Origin of the sequence: Bradyrhizobium sp. NBAIM08, from assembly GCF_020193935.1 — a bacterium.
In the GTDB taxonomy this organism is placed as follows: domain Bacteria; phylum Pseudomonadota; class Alphaproteobacteria; order Rhizobiales; family Xanthobacteraceae; genus Bradyrhizobium; species Bradyrhizobium yuanmingense.
The window spans coordinates 1-388 of the sequence record NZ_JADYVR010001243.1 but is presented as its reverse complement, the minus strand read 5'-3'; the positions used below and the strand labels follow the sequence as shown (position 1 = coordinate 388).

The following is a 388-nucleotide window of genomic DNA, read 5'->3' as shown; positions in this document are numbered from 1 at the left end:
GGGACGCCGTTGCCGGTCCAGCGGACAGAGTGGCGCGTGCCGGCGAGCAGCGACGCGCTCTCGACTGGCGCCGTCACCGAGTACGCCGGCGGGATGCCGAAGGCGACGTCGTCCCAGTAGAAGGTGCGCTCCGGCGGGGCCGGCGGCGCCGGGTTGAGGTCGCACGAGAAGTAGAAGAAGATCGACGCCTTGTCGTAGTTGGCGCCGAACTGGATTGGAGTGGGGTTCGGGCCGGGGTTGCCGAAGTCGAACACGAGCGTCTCCCACGCGCCGGCGACGGTCGTCATTCCGAGCGTCTCGACGAAGAGCCCGGGGTTGCCGGCCTCCTCGACCTTGAACAGCACGCGGATGCCGGCCGCCGGCGACCAGACGCGCACGCTCATCGTGG

The 388-nt window shown here is 70.1% G+C and carries 1 protein-coding gene; it reads right to left on the bottom strand.

Annotated elements, in window-relative coordinates:
- On the bottom strand, positions 1-388 hold a 388-nt coding region (locus I6F37_RS44340), incomplete at both ends, for a hypothetical protein (RefSeq protein WP_225155036.1).